Source organism: Paenibacillus sp. FSL H7-0690 (genome assembly GCF_037980415.1).
GTDB classification, from domain to species: domain Bacteria; phylum Bacillota; class Bacilli; order Paenibacillales; family Paenibacillaceae; genus Paenibacillus_AQ; species Paenibacillus_AQ odorifer.
This window is the reverse complement of the sequence record NZ_CP150281.1, coordinates 1,198,354-1,214,024: the sequence shown is the minus strand read 5'-3', so window position 1 is coordinate 1,214,024 and position 15,671 is coordinate 1,198,354. Positions and strand designations below refer to the sequence as shown.

General features: G+C 47.0%; 15 protein-coding genes, 1 pseudogene and 2 other annotated features. Of the genes and pseudogenes, 3 read left to right on the top strand and 13 right to left on the bottom strand.

Annotation, left to right across the window (positions count from 1 at the left end):
* The gene (locus MHI32_RS05310) at nt 1-636 is read right to left on the bottom strand and encodes a 5-formyltetrahydrofolate cyclo-ligase (protein ID WP_076129225.1); all 636 of its coding nucleotides are present in this window, start codon (nt 634-636) and stop codon (nt 1-3) included.
* A 244-nt stretch (nt 637-880) separates the two neighbouring features.
* Between MHI32_RS05310 and abc-f the strand changes: the two genes are divergently transcribed.
* Entirely contained in the window at nt 881-2,821 is a 1,941-nt protein-coding gene (abc-f, locus tag MHI32_RS05305; protein WP_339189725.1) for an ABC-F type ribosomal protection protein, read from the top strand.
* 406 nt (nt 2,822-3,227) lie between these two features.
* On the opposite strand, the gene MHI32_RS05300 is transcribed toward abc-f, so the two are convergent.
* The 8 genes and pseudogenes from MHI32_RS05300 to MHI32_RS05265 form a co-directional block, all read right to left on the bottom strand.
* The gene (locus MHI32_RS05300) at nt 3,228-4,763 is read right to left on the bottom strand and encodes a 2-isopropylmalate synthase (protein ID WP_036676518.1); all 1,536 of its coding nucleotides are present in this window, start codon (nt 4,761-4,763) and stop codon (nt 3,228-3,230) included.
* A 236-nt stretch (nt 4,764-4,999) separates the two neighbouring features.
* Nucleotides 5,000-5,280 (bottom strand) — a binding site (T-box leader).
* 52 nt (nt 5,281-5,332) lie between these two features.
* Nucleotides 5,333-5,626 (bottom strand) — a binding site (T-box leader).
* A 43-nt stretch (nt 5,627-5,669) separates the two neighbouring features.
* On the bottom strand, nt 5,670-6,719 hold the full coding sequence (tsaD, locus tag MHI32_RS05295; protein ID WP_076099403.1) for a tRNA (adenosine(37)-N6)-threonylcarbamoyltransferase complex transferase subunit TsaD: 1,050 nt from the start codon (nt 6,717-6,719) through the stop codon (nt 5,670-5,672).
* Complete coding sequence (rimI, locus tag MHI32_RS05290; protein WP_036676521.1) at nt 6,716-7,240, bottom strand: ribosomal protein S18-alanine N-acetyltransferase; 525 nt, start codon at nt 7,238-7,240, stop codon at nt 6,716-6,718. Before rimI ends, tsaD begins: the two co-directional genes overlap by 4 nt.
* Entirely contained in the window at nt 7,237-8,067 is an 831-nt protein-coding gene (tsaB, locus tag MHI32_RS05285; RefSeq protein WP_076129228.1) for a tRNA (adenosine(37)-N6)-threonylcarbamoyltransferase complex dimerization subunit type 1 TsaB, read from the bottom strand. Before tsaB ends, rimI begins: the two co-directional genes overlap by 4 nt.
* A gap of 5 nt (nt 8,068-8,072) precedes the next feature.
* A complete protein-coding gene (gene tsaE / locus MHI32_RS05280) occupies nt 8,073-8,534 on the bottom strand; it encodes a tRNA (adenosine(37)-N6)-threonylcarbamoyltransferase complex ATPase subunit type 1 TsaE (protein ID WP_254849004.1) in 462 nt (153 codons plus the stop codon).
* A 190-nt stretch (nt 8,535-8,724) separates the two neighbouring features.
* Nucleotides 8,725-8,853, bottom strand: a pseudogene (locus MHI32_RS05275) (multidrug resistance efflux transporter family protein); the annotation flags it as partial.
* A gap of 148 nt (nt 8,854-9,001) precedes the next feature.
* A complete protein-coding gene (locus MHI32_RS05270; RefSeq protein WP_036676525.1) occupies nt 9,002-9,187 on the bottom strand; it encodes an H-type small acid-soluble spore protein in 186 nt (61 codons plus the stop codon).
* 31 nt (nt 9,188-9,218) lie between these two features.
* Nucleotides 9,219-9,389 (bottom strand): hypothetical protein, encoded by a 171-nt coding sequence (locus MHI32_RS05265; protein WP_175617343.1) that lies wholly within the window; start codon nt 9,387-9,389, stop codon nt 9,219-9,221.
* Between the two features lie 139 nt (nt 9,390-9,528).
* Between MHI32_RS05265 and MHI32_RS05260 the strand changes: the two genes are divergently transcribed.
* Nucleotides 9,529-10,500 carry a Ku protein gene (locus MHI32_RS05260; protein WP_076185058.1) on the top strand — a complete coding sequence of 324 codons (972 nt, stop codon included), beginning with the start codon at nt 9,529-9,531 and terminating at the stop codon, nt 10,498-10,500.
* Nucleotides 10,501-10,512: 12 nt separating this feature from the next.
* The gene (locus MHI32_RS05255) at nt 10,513-11,460 is read left to right on the top strand and encodes an RNA ligase family protein (protein WP_076279895.1); all 948 of its coding nucleotides are present in this window, start codon (nt 10,513-10,515) and stop codon (nt 11,458-11,460) included.
* 37 nt (nt 11,461-11,497) lie between these two features.
* Here MHI32_RS05255 and MHI32_RS05250 read toward each other — a convergent pair whose 3' ends face one another.
* From MHI32_RS05250 to MHI32_RS05235, 4 genes are all read right to left on the bottom strand, one after another.
* Entirely contained in the window at nt 11,498-12,301 is an 804-nt protein-coding gene (locus MHI32_RS05250) for a hypothetical protein (protein ID WP_340011996.1), read from the bottom strand.
* Nucleotides 12,302-12,330: 29 nt separating this feature from the next.
* Nucleotides 12,331-13,146, bottom strand: coding sequence for a hypothetical protein (locus MHI32_RS05245; RefSeq protein WP_076302847.1), 816 nt, complete (start codon nt 13,144-13,146; stop codon nt 12,331-12,333).
* 704 nt (nt 13,147-13,850) lie between these two features.
* Nucleotides 13,851-15,035 carry a hypothetical protein gene (locus MHI32_RS05240; protein WP_340011995.1) on the bottom strand — a complete coding sequence of 395 codons (1,185 nt, stop codon included), beginning with the start codon at nt 15,033-15,035 and terminating at the stop codon, nt 13,851-13,853.
* On the bottom strand, nt 14,999-15,601 hold the full coding sequence (locus tag MHI32_RS05235) for a sigma-70 family RNA polymerase sigma factor (RefSeq protein WP_254847714.1): 603 nt from the start codon (nt 15,599-15,601) through the stop codon (nt 14,999-15,001). Before MHI32_RS05235 ends, MHI32_RS05240 begins: the two co-directional genes overlap by 37 nt.
* Nucleotides 15,602-15,671: the final 70 nt, after the last annotated feature.

Genomic DNA, 15,671 nt, shown 5'->3' with positions numbered 1-15,671 from the left:
TCACTCTCCTTTTCGGCAGTGCACTATACCATTTTCAGTAATCAGCATGTCCATTAAAGCATCATGCTCATCCATCGGCACCCTTGGAACCAACTGCATGCCGTAAGCTAACCCGATCCATATCGGGGGCTGTGCGCTAACGTACCCGGCTTTCTCCCAAGACGCACGTAGCCGGTCATAGTATCCTCGACCGTAGCCAAGCCTGCCGCCTTGAAGATCAAATGCTAGCCCTGGTACGAACACAACAGCAGGTAGCTTAATCTCTTCAATCTCTAATAAATCTCTGCTGGAGACAATAGGTTCATGGATTCCATAAGCCCCCGGCTCTAAATCGCTCCATGCATTCACCGCGTGGACACTCATTTCACCACTTGCTGGAATTACACGCGGCAACAGCACCTTACGCTGATCTTTCCACGCCTGTGTGATAAGTGGGCGGGTATCAAGCTCTGAACGAAAAGACACATAGGCCATTAGTGAAGTTATACCCTTCGTCTCCAGCCACTCCAATGCATAGTGGCAGACTTCAGATGATAGTTTACTTCTCTGGTCCGAAGACAGCTCGTTTCGGGCGATGGTCTTCTCCGTTCGTAATTGTTGCTTTACTTTGGAGATCTCCGACTCCTTGCTGGACATTGTCGGCCTCCCCCTCTTATTCATCCCTAGCTTATCCTTGTTTGTAAATCCAGTTTACCACTCTTCTCCCCGGTTCGCCAAGGTGGATAGAACTGTGTTATCGGACTAGGTCGTTATTCCCTCCTTACATTAGATCGAACCCTCGCTTGGGAAACGCTTTTCATGTAAACTATAGAATAAGTTGTTCATACGGCTGAGGGATAAATACCAAGGCGAAATATGCAAGGGTGGAGGTTTCATCGTTATGCTTCTTCAAGCGACAGGAATTACTAAATCATATGGTATACAGAACGTACTGGATGGCATAAGCCTACAGGTAAATGAAAAGGAACGTGTCGGGCTAGTGGGTGTGAATGGTGCCGGCAAATCAACTTTTCTACAAATTCTGGCCGGTGAGATGTCTTATGACAGCGGTCAAATTCATAAATCAAAAGAAACAACAATCGGATATTTAGCTCAGAATAGCGGACTGCAATCTGACAAAACCATTCATGAAGAAATGATGGCGGTCTTCGCTCCGCTGATCGAAGCCGAAACTGAGCTGAGAGAGTTAGAAGTAAGTATTGCTGATCCTAAGCTCGCGGAAGACCCCAAGCGGTACGAAGAACTGCTTGAACGATATGCGCGGCGCTCGGATTGGTTCAAGGACCACGGCGGCTATGAAATGAATACACGGATTCGCAGTGTCCTACACGGCATGGGCTTCAGTGATTTCCCACCAGATACACCCATTTCTACCCTTAGTGGAGGCCAAAAGACCCGGCTCGCGCTGGCCCGTATTTTGCTTCAGGCTCCAGATCTTCTGATGCTGGATGAGCCTACTAACCATCTGGATATCGAAACGTTAACGTGGCTGGAGGATTACCTCCGCAGCTATGCTGGCGGGATTCTGGTTGTATCCCATGACCGTTATTTCCTAGACCGTCTCGTGACCACTATTGTAGAGATCGAGCGGCACCAGTCCCGGCGTTATACGGGTAACTACAGTCGTTATGTAGATTTGAAGGCTGCCGAATATGAAGCACGGATGAAGCAATATGAGAAGCAACAGGATGAAATTTCTCGAATGGAGGATTTCGTTCAGAAAAATATTGTCCGGGCTTCCACCACAAAACGTGCGCAGAGCAGACGCAAAGCGCTTGAGAAGATGGATCGTCTAGATCGTCCAATGGGCGATCTGAAGAAGGCTAGCTTCTCCTTTGAGCCAGACTTCATGTCTGGAAAAGAGGTGCTTCAAGTGCGCAATGTTGCGGTTGCCTTTAATGAAGGTTCACCTTTATTCAAGGACGCTTCTTTTGAGCTTCGTCGTGGGGAGACTACTGCCCTGATCGGTCCCAATGGTATCGGTAAATCCACACTGCTGCAGTGTATGACCGGAACCCGTGAGCCTTCTGCTGGAACGGTGAATTGGGGCACTAAAGTAAAAATTGCTTATTATGATCAGGAACAGACCCGCCTTAATCCACAAAATACGGTTATGGAAGAACTGTGGAGTGAATATCCAATGATCGAGGAAGCCAGAATTCGTACGATCCTTGGTAATTTCCTTTTTAGCGGAGAGGATGTTCTTAAGAAGATTTCCGCACTCAGCGGCGGCGAAAAAGCTCGGGTTTCGTTATCTAAACTAATGCTCCGCGGTGCAAATATGCTAATTCTCGATGAACCTACCAACCATTTGGATCTGGTCAGCCGTGAAGTTCTGGAATCTGCTTTAATTGATTTCGAAGGCACCCTGCTGTTCATCTCCCATGACCGTTATTTTTTGAACAAAATGGCGGAACGGGTACTGGAGCTGCATCCCGAAGGGATCGACCAATACCTCGGTAACTACGATGACTATGTCGAGAAGAAACGAGAATTAGAAGAGATTGCAAAAGATGCCGCTGAACTAGCTACTAAAAACGTCAATAAGGACGCTGCTGTACCTGAAAAAAGCGCTGTAACCTCTTTTGAAGCAGACAAGCAGGCTAAGCGTGAAGAGCGTAACCGCAAACGGCGTATCGCAGAGCTTGAGGAGAACATCGCCTCACTTGAAGAATCAATCGTATTTATAGAGCACGAAATGACTAAACCTGAAGTTTATCAGGATTATTTAGCACTTCAAGGTTATGAAGAGGACCTGAAGAACAAAAAATCTCAGCTGACAGATTTCTTTAGCGAATGGGAAATCCTTGCTGACGAATAATGTAAATCCTCCTTATAAATATTTTTTCATCGTTCTAGATTTGTTCATAAATAGTTATCCACAGCTCTATACACAGGTTCCGTGTATAACTCCCTACTTCAAAAGACCCTTCGGGGTCTTTTTTATGCGTTAAATCGGTATTTTCAAGGAAAAGGAATTATTATCCACGGATCTATCCACATTATCCACAATTCTCACAGTGTTTCATTGCCAACAAAATTGTTTATTAGAGCATTTTGAAAAAAGCCGTTATTGCTGATTTTACGCACTTTTTACACAACTCAGGCAGAATATGTGGATAACGTTGTCCACAACTTGACAAAAGACGTAACCCCATTTTACAAGACTGATTTTATGCTAAAAAAGAACCCGCTATCTCCTAAACTGACAGCGGGCACGTCGTATTTTAGACAATCTGTGTAGAGAGCAGGGCAGCATTACAGGCTGCGATATAAGCGATGCCTGCCGCCATAATTATATCTTGGTGAGTGGCCGTGCCTCTGAATTTAAGGCCCTCCCACTCCACCATCACCGCTGCTTCTGCTTGCGCATTCTCTCCGCTTCCAAGCGAATGAAGCTCGAGTCCTGCAAAGTCTATCTCCTCAGCAATCCCTTGCCCAATAGCGGCGATAATCGCTTCAAGCGGACCTTCACCAGTGCTGGTATGTGACGTTTCCCGGCCAGTCTGCAGATGGCGTACCGTAACTGCAGCTACACGGCGCTGGGCACTGCCCGCCAATACCTGAACCTCACCCAGCTCATAGACCTGAGCTTGTTGTCCAGTTGTACTGCTTACCATTTGCAGCAGCTGGTCATCACTGACGACCTTTTGACGGTCAGCGGTCTCTTTAAAGGACTCATAAAGTGCATCCAGCTCCGCAGGCTCCAGCGTTATTCCATACTTCGCAGCCCGATCCTTCAGCGCATGTCTGCCAGAATGTTTGCCCAGAATGATCATGCTGCGGGGGATGCCCAGCCGTTCGGGATCCATAATCTCATAGGTACTACGATCCTTGAGCAGGCCATCCTGATGAATCCCGGATTCATGCTGGAAGGCATTTCTTCCGACGACCGGCTTGTTATAGGCGATTGGAAAATGCATCGCTCCACTAATCAGCCGTGAAGTATCATACAGTTTATCGAGCACGATGCCTGTTTCTGCACCGATTGCATCGCCGCGGGTTTCGAGCGCCATAACAAGCTCTTCCAGTGCGCAGTTCCCTGTGCGCTCGCCTACACCATTCACGGTGACTTCTATCTGAGTCGCCCCTCCATCAATCGCTGCCAGACTGTTAGCTACAGCCAGCCCCAAGTCATTGTGACAGTGGGCACTATAGCTGACCTTGCCGCCGCCTCTTGCTCCCTGCCGCACTCTCCGGAACATCTCGCCATATTCATGTGGCAATGCGTATCCTACTGTATCCGGCAGGTTAATAATGGAGGCCCCTTCCTCTATAACTGCTTCAACCATTTCAATCAGATCATCAATCCCTGTCCGCGCAGCGTCCATGGCCGTGAATTCAACTACATCACAGAATTGTCGCGCATAAGCCGTCATCTCGCGCGCTTTAGCTACGACTTCAGCTCTGCTCATACGCAGTTGATGCTGCAAATGAATATCAGAAGAGGAAATGAACAAGTGAATCCGCCGACGTTCAGCATCTTGAGTCGCCCGGACTGCAGCATCGATGTCTCCTTTTACGGCCCGCGCGAAACCACAAATCTCCACGTTGCGCACCTTGCGCGAAATCGTCTGCACCGCTGCAAAATCTCCAGGACTCGATACCGGGAACCCCGGCTCCATTACATCAACACCCAGATCAGCGAGCTTATAGGCCAGTAATATTTTTTGTTCAGGAGTCAGACTAGCCCCAGGGGCCTGCTCACCGTCACGCAGGGTCGTATCGAAAATTTGAATACGTTTCTTAACTGGAATAATCATCTGAATTCCTCCTAGTTTTGTTTTCATGTAATTGGATGCCTTATCTCTATCCTATGCTTCGGCGCAGAACCACACGTCGACTTGCGGTTCTGCTCATTTCCCACCCACTGCTGCCGGCAGCTGAAACAAATGAATCTCTGCACAATGTGCAGAGTGTTCACTTTTGGCGTCTTATGTAGCGATGAGTCCATTCCCCGGACTTCTTCTACAAGAACGCAAAAACCCGCCGTCTCTAATAAAGAGACGGCGGGTTACCCCTCCGCGGTACCACTCTTTTTGACGCATCGGCTGTCTTAATAACAAGCCTTAAAGCTGCGTCCAGCTCTTCTTCCCGGTTCAAGCTGGCGTGCCAGCTTAAATCCGGAAAGGTCCGATAACGAGGACAGCCGTAGGCAGCGTACTCTTGTTCCGCCGCTCCGCTCCCGGGCGAGCTTCAAGAAATCCGGTGACTGCGTCGCACCAACCCGCAGCTCTCTGTTCACCGTCAAACTCTACTACTCCCGTTCTTAGCGTGTATTATATAAATTATTCACCACTCTAAATCCATACAAAAAAGCCTGCCATCTCATTCAAGAGACGACAGGCTGTTAACCTTCGCGGTACCACTCTTGTTGATGCTCTGTATCAGCTAAGTTCCTGCCGATTCCAATTGAACATCCACTCTACGGTCCAGTATGTTAGGTACTAGACCACCCTATTACGGAGGTTACCCGTAAACGGTGTACAAACGTTCCGGCGACAATTGCCAGTAATGTTCCACCGCTCCGCTCCCAGACGAGTTCAGGACTCCTTCGACTGCGTTGCACCCACCCGCAGTTCTCTTATCCCAGAGTATCCTTACTACTTCCGCTCATCGCGTTTGTCTTGTTTAATTGAACTGATTATACTCGTTAGCTCCAAATGATGTCAATAGGCAGATACAGACCATTGTTCCAGTGAGAAGCCAGGGTCAGCAACCATATCCAGCGGTATTCCTCCGTCATGCTGCCACTTCACGTATGCAGCCGCTCCAATCATCGCCGCATTATCCGTGCAATATACCGGTGGAGGAATAATAAGTTCAATGCCCTCCGTTTCACAGCGCGAAATTAATGCCGAGCGAAGTCCGCCATTAGCAGCGACCCCCCCACAGAGCAATAACTGTCTGGAGTTAGTGGCTTTAACGGCGCGTACCGCCTTTTCCACCAGCACTTCTACTACGGATTCTTGGAACCCCCGGGCGATGCCTGCGACATTGGGTTCAAGACCTTTCATTTTGCTCTGATTCACCACATTCAGCACCGCCGATTTTAGACCGCTGAAGCTGAAATCATAAGAGTTCGGCTCCAGCCATACCCGCGGCAATGCAACAACTTCCGTTGCTTCGCGTGCCAGGCGATCTACATGGGGTCCGCCGGGATAAGGGAACCCTAGCGCCCGAGCCACTTTATCATAGGCCTCACCTACAGCATCATCACGCGTACGGCCGATAATTCGAAATTCACCCTCACGCTCCATATGAACCAGTTCAGTATGTCCACCTGACACCACTAGTGTCATACATGGATACTGCAGCTCTGCAACCAGGCGGTTAGCATAGATGTGGCCTGCAATATGATGCGTGCCAATTAACGGCTTGCCCCATGCAAGAGCAAGGCTTTTAGCCGCTACTACCCCGACCAGTAAAGCTCCCACCAAACCCGGGCCTTGAGTCACCGCTACCGCAGTCAATTGTTCGGGTGTAACGCCTGCCTTGGCGAGCGCTTCCTCGATTACGAGCGTAATTACCTCCACATGTTTACGGGAAGCCACTTCTGGCACCACACCCCCAAAAGCACGATGTGTCTCTATTTGACTCGAGATGATGTTGGATAACACTTCTGATCCGTTTTTGACCACGGCCACCGAGGTTTCATCACAACTGGTCTCTATAGCAAGTATTAGTACAGGTTGAGCTGCGCCCGTTTCTGTCTTCATTTCAAGTCCACGCTTCCTTCCAAATAGCCATGCTCCTTATACTCCGGTAGATCCGCCCACATAATGAGTGCATCCTCGCGATTATCGGAATAATATCCTTTGCGCGTACCGGCAGAACGAAAGCCTTTTTTACGATATAAATTCTGAGCTACCTCATTGGATACCCGCACCTCAAGCGTAATGGATTTCATGCCTACGTAAGAGGCAGTATTCATTAACTCCTCCAACAGGCGCTCCCCCCATTTACGTCCACGATAAGCTTCGAGTAAGGCAATATTCGTCACATGCGCCTCATCCACGATAGCCCACATTCCAGCATAGCCAATTATATGACCTGCCAGTTCCATGACCATGTATTTAGCAAAATGATTATGCGTCAGCTCATTCCGGAAAGCTTCCTCCGTCCACGGCATGGTAAAGGCTTCGCGCTCAATAATAAGAATGTCCGGAATATCCTCCAGCTTCATCAGACGAAAAACAAGGTCAGCCTCTTGTGCTCTCAATGATTCCACTTCCGTCATCGTTTTAAGCCTCCTTTACTACTTAACCGCAGATTGGCCTCCGCTTCCGAAATCTGAGTATAGTTAGGGATCAAGCTATGAATATCATCATTCTCTACTTGCAGCCGGGCTTCACCAAGGAAGCCTGTCCAGCGGCCCTCCAGCTCATATGGAATAGCTACAGAAGTGCCGAGTTCCGCCAGCGGATGTAGTGATTCTTCGCTGCCATGTACAGCGGTTTCTCCAACAAACCATAGAATAGCTGGTTTAGTTCCTTCAGCTGAAGCCTGTTGTAAACGTTCTGCCAAGTACTCCACCCAGTCGGCCATCAACCGGATGGCATCTGGTTCAAGGCGGCTAAGAGAACTATTCCCATCCGCTGCGAATAATCCTGTGTAGACCTGTCCCCGACGCGCATCCATCAGTGGAATGATCCAGTCTGGACCGTAGCCACTGTTCGCAGTGGCTTGTCCTGACTCTGCTGTCGTCTTATTCTTAAGGGCTGTTTCATACCCACCCCATGCCACAGCATGCAGGCTCGAAATACCAACTACCGGGACATTCCATGCCCAAGCCAGTGTTTTGGCAGCGGTAACCGCGATCCGTGTTCCCGTATAAGATCCCGGGCCCACACCAACCGCAATCCCGCCCAGATTAGCAACGGTTGTTCCCGAAGCTTGCAGCGCCTGCTCTATAATCGGCAGCAAATGCACCGAATGATTCCGTTCACCGGAAGCATTAATTTCATGCAATAATTCTCCATTCTCGGTCACTGCAACCCCCAATACGGCAGTTGATGTATCCAGCGCTAAAAGCCGCTTGCGCGGCTCTGTATTCTCGTTCGTCATTTTTATTAACCCCACTTCTTGATCAGCTCCCGGCAAAGCTCACCATAAGGCTCCCCGATTGCGGTCACCGTAATGATTCTTTCCTCCGGTCCAACTGTTTCCATGTATATATGCATATGCCGCGGCGGCATTAACTCCGTAATAATACTGCTCCATTCTACCAAACAAACACCCTGACCATAGAAATACTCATCCAATCCAAGCTCATCTGCTTCCTGAAGTGAAATCCGATATACATCCATGTGATATAACGGCAGACGACCTTCGTACTCTTTAATAATAGTAAAAGTAGGACTGTTTACGATCCCTTTCACTCCAAGATGGCGAGCATAACCTTGCGAGAAGGCCGTTTTTCCTGCGCCTAGATCACCGTCCAAACCGATAACCATGCCTGCCGTTGAAGCAGCAGCTATTGCACTTGCCAGTTGCTCCGTATCCTGCAGATTGTAAGAACGGTAAGTGAACACCGTTTCGACTGTTTTGTCCAACTACAACTACCACCTTTTAAAATATACCTGTCGAAAACCATTACATTCAATTATATCGGTATGGTCCATCCACCGCAACAACTGTCCCTGCCCATTGTTTAAGCCTAAGGAAGTACGGCCCTCTTCTTCACTTGCGTGTTTAAGCTGAATTTCGATACCGAACGCTGCGAGAATGGGTGGCTTCGACTGCCGCTAATCCGCTCATGCTGCTCCTTACCATATCTGTAGCTTGAAAGAATAATACTGTGGCAATAACTCCTGAACACAGCGCAACAATAATGGACTGTCCTGCCTGATCCAATATATTGGTTTAAATCTTACACCGTCAACCTTGACGTCAGTTATGCTCCAAATCAAAAAGAGACCTTTACGCAAACTTAAGCATAAAAAGTCTCTTTTTTTTAAACTATAATTCAGCTTTAACGTACGCTCTAAGTAGACCTTTGTTAGTGCTCTTGCTCTTCGAGTCGTTCAACACCCACAGTGTGCGTATTGGTTGGTCGAGAGCCAACTTGTACCGTAGCCATTCCGTTCTCTTCATCCACATGTTCAATCCATACAGGCTCCCCATCCAAATGTACACTTACAGTTTCTTTAGAAGCATAAATATCCTGTGCCCGTTTGACGTCCACAACTGTTCTCCTCCTTTATCTTTCCTAAAGTTTACGATTCTAAGGGTGACGTATCTTCGAGGGTTCGTTCCGCATCCAGCTTTTCCGAATCGGAAACCTGACTGGCCTCCGTGGACGCAATAATGCTCTCCCAATCCACAACTGTGGCCGGAATATCCTGCTCGCTCAGCGCATCGCTCCATTCGTTATCTCTTGGTTCCATACCTTAGATTCTCCTCCTCAACTTCACAGGTCCGAGTTTATTTTTTCCCAAGCTTCTCAAAAAATGCACCCGGCTAGAAAAGCCTTTCCTGCCTCATACTAACCCAAAGCAAATCAACTTAGATCAGGAGGTGTTTCTCATGCATACCGTTTGGAAAGGAGCCATCAGCTTCGGGCTTGTGCATGTTCCGGTTAAAATGTTCTCCGCTACGGAAGACAAGGACATTTCTCTGCGTTATATCCATAAGGAGTGTGGCAGCCCGCTGTCGTATGTACGCAAATGCCCGGTGTGTGACAAAGAGGTAGCTTGGGAAGAGATCGGTAAAGGATATGAGTATGAAAAAGGGAAGTTTGTGCTCTTCGACAAAGAGGAATTGGATCAACTATCCGACGAGACCAGTAAAAGCATCTCCATTCTCGACTTTGTAGACCTGACGGAAATCGATCCGATTTATTTTCAAAAAACCTATTATTTATCCCCGGATCAGGCAGGCTCAAATGCTTATCGACTTCTTATGGAGGCCATGAAGCAGACAGGTAAAATTGGTATCGCCAAAATTTCAATCCGCTCAAAAAGCAGTCTGGCAGCGATCCGTGTGCTTGAGGATTGCCTTGCGATTGAGACCATTTTTTATCCTGATGAGGTGCGGCCGATCTCGCAAGTGCCTGGTCTGCCCGAAGCAGGGACAGTGAACGATAAAGAGCTGGAAATGGCTAAGCTGCTGATCTCACAGCTATCCACTCCTTTTGATCCGGCAAAATATACCGATGATTATCGCCAGCGTATGCTTGATCTGATCTCACATAAAATTGCAGGCGAGGAATTTCATATCGCTCCTGCTAAACAGGAAAGCAATGTGATTGATCTAATGGCTGCCTTGCAGGCTAGTATTCAAGCTGTGCAGCATATTCCTTCAGACCCTGGTCCTTCATTAACAGGCAACACAAAAACCAAAACTAAAGCGGCTCCTGCTGCCAAAAGAAAAACAGCCAAGACCAAAACAACCGCCGCGGAACCTGCGGAGCAGCAAAACGAGGTCTCCGGGCCGACTCCAGTCATCACGCCAAAACCGAAACGCCGCAGCACGAAAAGCAAAACAACCGTATCTTAGGAGGCTCTGCGGATGAAGCTTCAGCCCATTATTCCTTTTGAACCTATACTGGCTGGGCAGCTTCCAGCAGGTGACCAGTGGATCGCACAAATTAAATGGGACGGCGTACGGATGTTGTCCTATTACGATGGAAGCACTACTCAGCTTATTAACAGACGTGGCAATTACCGTACCACGCAATATCCAGAACTTACTGATGTATCTGCTTACTGCAAGGCTGACTCCGTGATTCTAGATGGTGAGATTATCGCACTCAAGGACGGCAAACCCTCATTTCATGAGGTGATGCGGAGGGACAGCTTGAAAAATGGTTCCACAATTTCCGTCGTTAGGCATCAGGTTCCTGTCATTTATATGATTTTTGATATTCTGTTTTATAATGGCCAATCGACGATGGATCAACCATTATTCTTGCGGCAGCAGCTGTTAAGTGACATTCTGCTGCCGCATCCCCATGTTCAAGCTGTGCCAAGTTATACCGATCCTACAGAACTGTTCGCCGCCACTCAGAACCAGGGCTTGGAAGGAATCGTCTGCAAGGACATCAACAGCACTTATGCTCCGGGCGGAAAAGATAAACGTTGGCAGAAACGCAAAATCAGTTCTGATATTACAGCTGTAGCCGGGGGTGTGACGTTCCGTGACGGTATCGTCAACGCACTGCTTCTTGGTCTTTATGATGATAAAGGAAATTTGCATTATATCGGACATGCCGGTCCGGGAAAATTGACTGTGCAGGATAAACGCGACTTAACTGCGGAGGCACACCGCCTTAAGCTGGATCGGATGCCCTTTGCAGATGTTCCACAACGAGGTAAGGATGCTTTTTGGATAAAGCCGGAGCTCGTCTTCAAAGTTCATTTTCTGGAATGGAACACCTCGGGCACTCTGCGTCAGCCTGTTACTCAAGCTAAAGTGAATCTTCCCCCGGAGGCATGCACAATGGAGCAAAAAGGATAAAAGAACGTCCTCCCAATCTGAAATGGGAGGACGTTTCTTATTGTGCTGTAAAACTTGTTACAAGGGCCTCAAGCTCTGCCTTTGTCTGCGCAGTATTTTTTGTACTCGTAAGTGTATAATCGACACTTCCATCAGCACTGGACCATACCAGCTGGACTTTAAGATCACCGTGATGAGGCCCAAAAACTGTGTAAATCGCCTCAACCCCGTTGAGGGTCAAGCTCTCATCCTGATCCCCAGGCAGCTGGGCCAAAGTCACCCCTTCCGGTAGCGTGTATGCAGGTGCAGATCTTAAATTCAACCTCTCTCCATTTCGTAGATAGGTGATAGAGGTTTCTGTATTGCTCCACTTCAAGCTTTGCGAAATCACCTTTTTACCACCAGCTTGGGCTTTAGCTTTTAACTGATCCCTAAGGGTTTTATACTCTGAGCTAAAAAATATTGGAATCACTGGATTTAAAACGACATCCTGTAACTTATAATCCTCTGGTAGAGAAGTAGGTATCAGGAGTGACTTCCCGCTTAATGAAAGTAACTTCTGGGCCGCTTCGTTTATAGAACTGAATCTATATGGCATATAGCTTATACTCAAGGTTTCATGTGGATTAGATTTCTTATCATTTACATACAGGATCTTAAGTTCGCCTGCTTGTAAGGGAACTGTATTTTCTTTGGCAATCAAAGCTTCAATCGTTGAAGATATGGGCGTATTCTGCTCAACGGGTGCGGTAGCTTTACTTTTATTATTACTCCCCGCAGGCACTGCGCCTGCTGTTCCACTCACCGCACTTATCAATACTAATAAGCTTAAGGCTGTAATCGCCGCGCTTTTCTTAATCATCCTTATAATATCCTCCTTTAGCCCCTTGGTTATTTGATCATGGTTTTAGCTACCGCCAGCATTTCATTTGTCGTCAGCGTACTGGCCCGATTGTCTGAAAGGGTATATTGTATCGTGCCTGAGTTATCCAGCCATACTAGCTTTGTGTTAAAGCTTGCGTCTTTAGCGGAATCAGTTGTAAGTACTACTTTTCTGCCGTTGACCGTTAATTCTTTCTTAGATTCCGAGGCTCTTACAAAAGGTACCGCTCCTTCCGGAAGTTTGGCGGGCGGCGACCCAGTTACAATGCTAAAATTGGCTTTTCCTTTGGCATACAGCTGCATAGACAAATTCGTCTGGTTCCAGCTGATGATTTTACTAAACAACTGTTTATTAGAATTACCAGCAACCGCTGCTGCCTTCAATTCCTGCTCTAGTTGCAAATACAGCTCTGAATCATTAGCTACAGCCGGTGGATAGATGATGGCTCTCGCCAGAGTGAAGCCTTTAGGAAGATTTCCGGGCTGCGGAATAGACGGACCCCTTAGCGCTTTAAACTTCGCAGCAAAGGATTTATAGTCTTTAAAAACAAACCCTTTGCCAGAGAAGCTGATCGCATCCTGTGGATTGGAGACTTTATCCCTTACGTAGTAGGCCAAAAGCGTACCTTCCTTCACTCCAGCTACGAGTGCCTGCAATTCCTTTTGGGTCTTCTGATCGGTTTGTGATGCAACCTGCGCTCCTGATGCCGCCGCAATTGTAAGAGACAAGCCGGGTACATCCACACCCCCGGCCACTCCTGTTCCCAGCAAGATTGCTGCAGAGAACGCGATAACTGTTTTTTTGAAATCAGAATGGAGCTTCAATTTCTAACATCCTCTCCTTCAATAAGGTAAATGTATTTTCACCCCTGTTTTTTAACTACACTTCTATAACAATCCAACATTAGAAAAAGGGACATTTTTTCACAAAAAAGAGGCTGTCCCAAAAGCCATGAAATAGTTGCTTGGGACAGCCTCTTTTTTGTTCTTAACATTACAAGTGCCGCATCAAGTGACGCTCCTAATGATGCAATAAGTGAAGCACTTATAGAACAATTGGGGAATTTCTCCCTAAACTTCAGAGATTTCTGTTCATCGGACCTATAATTAGGGAAAACTTCCCTGAAATTCAGCCAATTCGGCAACGAATAAAGCAATTCTCCTGATTATTAGGGAGGAATTCCCTGATTTCGTTCATTTAGAGCAAATAGCGGCTATTTTCAGGGAGTTTTTCCCTAATTAGTTTAAAGCATTCTATACATTGCACAAACACAGAACGTATCGCCCATAGTCCACCGTCACATATACCACTAATTCCACAAATCATCTACTGCAAGCCGCACGAAAATCATACATAGCACATCGCACATCGCCCACCGTCCCAACCATTAGCATAGAACTCTACGCGTGGCATATCGTCACATGGCACAGTAAAATCCATTATTCCCCTATTCCATAAAAAAGCTGCCTCCCAAGTAGAATTCACTACTTTTGAGACAGCTTCTCCTAATGTACAGTTAGAACAGTAGCTAGTGAATAAAACTGGTGGCAATCTTTTGCCATTGCTCACGAGTCAGTTTACTCTCCTGCTTGTCGCTTAGAGAAAAAACCATCTGGGTGACTTCATCATACCAATACAATCGATTCTGAGAAGACCAAGCATTCTTCCCTTTTCCAGTACCCGCCGCGATAAATATTGCCTCTTTACCTGTACCTGTCACAGACCATTTTTCAGCAGTCTGGCCTTCCAAGATAGACACTTGCATGGTATAACCCTTAAAAACACTCTGCCTTAAGGATAGTGTAATTCTTTGATCTCCGTTGTGGTAGGTAACCTCAGCATTATCTATGGAATTTGCAGCTATCTTCTCCATAAACAAGTTTTGTCCAGTTTTATCGGTTGTAGCCTTTTTTTGAAATTGTTCAAGGATTTCTTCATATTCTGTGTCTAGCGACTTGTATAGGGGAGCTGCATTAAAAGTTCCTTGCTCGAATTCATAACCATCAGCTAACGAGGAAGGCAACCCTGGCCAGAAATCGCCAACCGTTTTTAATTCTTTTACGAAGTCTTGATATTTCGAATACACCGGCGAAATAAAAGCAAACTGCAATTGATTTCCATAGCCTAACCCTAACTCCAGCTTATTTAATTCAGCATCCTTCACATAATAAGCAGCCATTTCCCCAGTGTTTAAACGAGCAAGCACTTGCTCTTTATAAGTCATAGATAAGCTCTGATACTTTTCTATCGCAGGCGAGGTTGTCGGATCAGGCGTATTATTATGCACCGTCTTCACAACAGCCTTCCCTCCGCTGTTCACTAGTGTAATAATACCACCTTGGGGTTTTGAGATATCAATTGTAACCTGGCTACCTTGTTTCGATAAATCTCCATCAGCAGATAGCTGAAAAGCACCCAACCCGATAATCCCTAGCAATACAGCCGCGGAGACTCCTGTGAGCACTCTTTTTCTAAACCTAGACGGGTGTTGGGGCATCTCCTTTTGCTTCTGCATAATAGGATCTTCCGGTTCTGGGAACGGCTTCAGCTCGATAACGATGCTCGTCCTTTCACCGCCAACCCTATTCTGTTGTTCATGAATTGCTCTTACCCGCTTCATAACAGCTGCTTTTACATCCAGCTCATCGCAGCTCCCTACCGCATCCATTTTCTTGATCATTTTCTCTTCAACAAAGCTTCGTTGCCGCACCATTCCGTTCCCCCCTTCTGAGCATTCAGCATTTTACCAAGTTTCGTAATCGTTCGCCTGTATTTCTTCTTCACAGCATCAGTATTCTTATCCAGAATCTCCGCAATCTCCGGGAAGCTCTGTTCCTCAAAGATTCTAAGTACTAACAGGTTTCGCTCCTCTGTCTTCAGCTTCGCGAGGGCAAAAGTCAGATGTTCGTTAAATATGTAACGGTCCATCAACTGTTCCGGGCTTTCTGCAGGCGGATCTGGTTGAAAAAGCGCCATAAACTTTATTTGGCTTTGACGTTTGCGGATCAGACTGAGGCAATGATGGTAGGCAATTTTATATAGCCATGAAGAGAAGCTCGCGATAGGGCGGTATGTGCCTATATGCTGATATGCCTTTACCAGAATTTCCTGTACTGCATCCTCCGCTTCAGTACGGCTCCCAAGCAGCCGACAGCAATAGCGGTAAATCGGCTTTTGAAAAGCCTCGACGATCAAGGCATAGGAATCTACCTCGCCTGACTGTACCCGAACAACAGTGTGCTCGATCCCGTCCAAAATCAGCAAACTCCCCTTTCTCATTAACGTATATCCTTATAAGTCTTATGATCATCCAAAAGGGACACTTTGGGAATATTTTTTTCATGAAAAA

Excerpts from the sequence above, each read along its gene's own strand:
- MHI32_RS05240 (WP_340011995.1), bottom strand. The coding sequence starts at position 15,035 with ATGGTGCGGCAACGAAGCTTTGTTGAAGAGAAAATGATCAAGAAAATG.
- MHI32_RS05250 (WP_340011996.1), bottom strand. The coding sequence starts at position 12,301 with ATGATTAAGAAAAGCGCGGCGATTACAGCCTTAAGCTTATTAGTATTG.
- MHI32_RS05235 (WP_254847714.1), bottom strand. The coding sequence starts at position 15,601 with ATGAGAAAGGGGAGTTTGCTGATTTTGGACGGGATCGAGCACACTGTT.
- MHI32_RS05265 (WP_175617343.1), bottom strand. The coding sequence starts at position 9,389 with ATGGAACCAAGAGATAACGAATGGAGCGATGCGCTGAGCGAGCAGGAT.
- rimI (WP_036676521.1), bottom strand. The coding sequence starts at position 7,240 with ATGACGGAAGTGGAATCATTGAGAGCACAAGAGGCTGACCTTGTTTTT.
- MHI32_RS05300 (WP_036676518.1), bottom strand. The coding sequence starts at position 4,763 with ATGATTATTCCAGTTAAGAAACGTATTCAAATTTTCGATACGACCCTG.
- tsaB (WP_076129228.1), bottom strand. The coding sequence starts at position 8,067 with ATGACGAACGAGAATACAGAGCCGCGCAAGCGGCTTTTAGCGCTGGAT.
- tsaD (WP_076099403.1), bottom strand. The coding sequence starts at position 6,719 with ATGAAGACAGAAACGGGCGCAGCTCAACCTGTACTAATACTTGCTATA.
- MHI32_RS05260 (WP_076185058.1), top strand. The coding sequence starts at position 9,529 with ATGCATACCGTTTGGAAAGGAGCCATCAGCTTCGGGCTTGTGCATGTT.
- abc-f (WP_339189725.1), top strand. The coding sequence starts at position 881 with ATGCTTCTTCAAGCGACAGGAATTACTAAATCATATGGTATACAGAAC.
- MHI32_RS05255 (WP_076279895.1), top strand. The coding sequence starts at position 10,513 with ATGAAGCTTCAGCCCATTATTCCTTTTGAACCTATACTGGCTGGGCAG.
- MHI32_RS05310 (WP_076129225.1), bottom strand. The coding sequence starts at position 636 with ATGTCCAGCAAGGAGTCGGAGATCTCCAAAGTAAAGCAACAATTACGA.